Source organism: Romboutsia sp. 13368 (genome assembly GCF_018336475.1).
Classification (GTDB): Bacteria; Bacillota; Clostridia; order Peptostreptococcales; family Peptostreptococcaceae; genus Romboutsia.
Map to the genome: position 1 here is coordinate 199414 of NZ_CP048741.1, position 2225 is coordinate 201638.

At 28.1% G+C, this 2225-nt stretch carries 3 protein-coding genes; all 3 read left to right on the plus strand.

The genetic code is table 11. The annotated features are described in order from the left end of the window. Positions 1–191: 191 nt before the first annotated feature. The 3 genes from G3997_RS00890 to hslO are packed head-to-tail and all read left to right on the plus strand — an operon-like array spanning position 192 to position 2077. On the plus strand, positions 192–443 hold the full coding sequence (locus G3997_RS00890; RefSeq protein WP_296646644.1) for a small, acid-soluble spore protein, alpha/beta type: 252 nt from the start codon (positions 192–194) through the stop codon (positions 441–443). Next, positions 430–1176, plus strand: a complete 747-nt coding sequence (locus G3997_RS00895; protein WP_296646649.1) for a class I SAM-dependent DNA methyltransferase — start codon at positions 430–432, stop codon at positions 1174–1176. The genes G3997_RS00890 and G3997_RS00895 overlap by 14 nt, the downstream gene beginning before the upstream one ends. 25 nt (positions 1177–1201) lie before the next feature. Next, positions 1202–2077, plus strand: a complete 876-nt coding sequence (gene hslO, locus G3997_RS00900; protein WP_296646654.1) for an Hsp33 family molecular chaperone HslO — start codon at positions 1202–1204, stop codon at positions 2075–2077. Positions 2078–2225 lie beyond the last annotated feature (148 nt).

Here is a 2225-nt window from a genome sequence, read left to right on the forward strand (position 1 = left end):
TATACCTCCTACTATAATACCTCTTTATATAAATTTATTAATGAATATAAAATTATATGAGTTTATAAATTTAAAATATTAGCTATATTTCTTTATTAATAAAATAATACACAAATAAATATGTACCCCTTTAGATAGTTGTATAAATTTTGATTAGATGACAAATATATAAACATAAGAGGTGATTATTTATGGATAAAGATATTTTAAATAAACCGGGTAAAAAAAGTGCAACAAAGTCTAAAAAGAGTAAAATATTGACAGATAATGATATAATGAAATATGAGATTGCATCTGAACTTGGTCTAATAGATAAAGTTTCAGAATTAGGATGGGCAGGACTTACTGCTAAAGAAGCTGGAAAAATTGGTGGAATGTTAACATCAAGGAAAAAGCAAAAGAAAAAGGCGGAGGAAGCAAAAAAAGACGATGGAACAGTATAGAGACTTTGCATTCATTTATGATGAACTTATGAATGACGTTGATTATAATGGATGGGTTAAATATATAGAAGATATAATTAAAAATGAAAATGTTCAAGTTCAGAATATATTAGAGCTTGCTTGTGGAACAGGTAATTTAACTATACCTTTAACTAAGAAAAATTATGATATAGCAGGAATTGATATATCAGGAGAAATGCTTAGTGTAGCTAGAGAAAAAGCAGAAAAAGAAGGTGTAGAATTAGTATTACTACAACAAGATATAGCTGAGCTAGATTTTGATGTAGAAAATCTAGATTGTATATTATGTGCATGTGATGGATTCAATTACTTAACTTATGATGATGAGTTAGAAAGTGTATTTGAAAAGTCATATGAATTATTAAAAGATGATGGAGTATTCATATTTGATATAAGTTCATACTATAAATTATCTACTGTATTAGGAAATAATATGTATGGTGAAAATAGAGAAGATGTTGCATATATGTGGCAAAACTATTTTGATAGTGAAGAAAATGTAGTAGAAATGGAACTTGCTTTCTTTATAAAAGAAGAAGATGGAAGATTTAGCCGATTTGAGGAAGTACATCAACAAAGAGCTTACACAGAAAAAGAAGTTTTAAAAATGCTTAAAAAAGCAGGATTCACTAATGTAAAAACTTATGGAGACTTTACATTTGAAGCTCCAAAGGAAGAGAGTGAAAGAATCTTCTTTGTATGTAAAAAATAAAATCATCAACGGAGGAATATAACTTATGAAAGATTATGTAATAAGAGCAACAGGTGCAAATGGCCAAATAAGAGCTTTCGTGGGAATAACTACAAACCTAGTAGAAGAAGCTAGAAGATTTCATGAAACTTCAAAGGTTGCAACAGCAGCACTTGGTAGAACATTAACTGCAACTTCTATGATGGGGTTAATGATGAAAAATAAAGGTGATAAATTATCAGTTATAATAAAAGGTGGAGGACCAATAGGTACTATACTTACTACATCTGATGTAAACGGGACAGTTAAAGGATACGTATCAAATCCTAAAGTTGAAGTACCTGATTATGAAAATGGAAAATTAAATGTAGCTGCTGCAGTAGGTACTAATGGAGTTGTTAAGGTAATAAAAGACTTAGGTCTTAGAGAGCCATACAATGGAGCATACCCATTAGTAAGTGGAGAAATAGCAGAAGACTTTACACACTACTTTGCAGTATCTGAACAAACTCCATCAGTAGTAGCATTAGGAGTTTTAACAACTGAAACACATGTAGAATGTGCAGGAGGTCTTATAGTACAATTAATGCCAGATGCAACAGAAGAAACTATAAGTCAATTAGAGAAAAATATTCAAAACTTACAATCAATAACAACTATGTTATCAGAAGGCAAAACACCAGAAGATATGTTAAATATAGTATTAGAAGATTTACAACCTAGAATATTAGATAAAATAGATGTTAAATTTGAATGTGAATGTAGCAAAGAAAAGGTTCAAGAAGCATTAATAGCTATAGGAAAGACAGCGTTAAACCAAATTATAGAAGAAGACAAGCAAGCAGAAGTAGGATGTCAATTCTGTAACTCTAAATATATGTATAATGAAGAAGAATTATTAAATATATTAAAAGATATGTAATATAAATATATTAAAATTATATAAATAAAAGAAAAACCTTCTATGAAGATATATGATAAACTGTATCTAGTAGAAGGTTTTTTGTATATTATTTTATTATATAAACTTTTATTTATATTTTTATTCAAAATTTTTAATAGATATTTAT

Coding starts and splice junctions, on each gene's coding strand:
- G3997_RS00890 (WP_296646644.1), top strand. CDS start 192: ATGGATAAAGATATTTTAAATAAACCGGGTAAAAAAAGTGCAACAAAG.
- G3997_RS00895 (WP_296646649.1), top strand. CDS start 430: ATGGAACAGTATAGAGACTTTGCATTCATTTATGATGAACTTATGAAT.
- hslO (WP_296646654.1), top strand. CDS start 1,202: ATGAAAGATTATGTAATAAGAGCAACAGGTGCAAATGGCCAAATAAGA.